Origin of the sequence: Campylobacter concisus, from assembly GCF_002913545.1 — a bacterium.
Classification (GTDB): domain Bacteria; phylum Campylobacterota; class Campylobacteria; order Campylobacterales; family Campylobacteraceae; genus Campylobacter_A; species Campylobacter_A concisus_AV.
Window position 1 is genome coordinate 1 of record NZ_PPBR01000119.1, and the last position, 555, is coordinate 555.

The 555-nt window shown below is 45.0% G+C and carries 2 pseudogenes; both read left to right on the top strand.

Annotated features, from left to right (window positions below):
• Positions 1-439 (top strand): annotated as a pseudogene (locus CYP05_RS07650) ((2Fe-2S)-binding protein); the annotation flags it as partial.
• Positions 440-441: 2 nt separating this feature from the next.
• A pseudogene (locus CYP05_RS07655) lies at positions 442-555 on the top strand (heterodisulfide reductase subunit B); the annotation flags it as partial.

The following is a 555-nucleotide window of genomic DNA, read 5'->3' on the forward strand; positions in this document are numbered from 1 at the left end:
TGCTTATAGAGCTGCCTTTGACTCACGTAGCAAAGATCCTATGCCGCACCTAAAACCAGCTATCGATAATGGTCTTTGGATGTGTGTAAAATGCCAAGAGTGTGCTGATCGCTGTCCAAAAGGCATAAGCGCATGCGCTGACATAACTGATCTTCGCATCATGGCTATACAAAAGGGCTTTAATGAGGGCATGGGACCAGATCACGCTGAGGCGTTCTTAACTGATCTAGTTGATGGCTCAGGCAGACTAAATGAGGTTAGACTTGCACTTCGTTCAGAAGGCGTTATCAAAAATATGGGCAAACTAGACATCGCTGCAAACTTAATGCTTGCTGGTAAGATGAATCCGCTTCATGTATTTGGCGAAGAAGACATAGAAGGTCATGACGATCTAGTAAAAATGATAAATGCGGCTCGCAAAGCTGCTAGTACGGAGTAATTATGCAAAATGAATTCGCTTTTTTCCCAGGATGCGTACTCACTCAAGCAGCTAAAGAGGCTAAGATGCCGCTTGAGGCCATCGCTCCAGTACTTGGCTGGAAGCTTCACGAGATA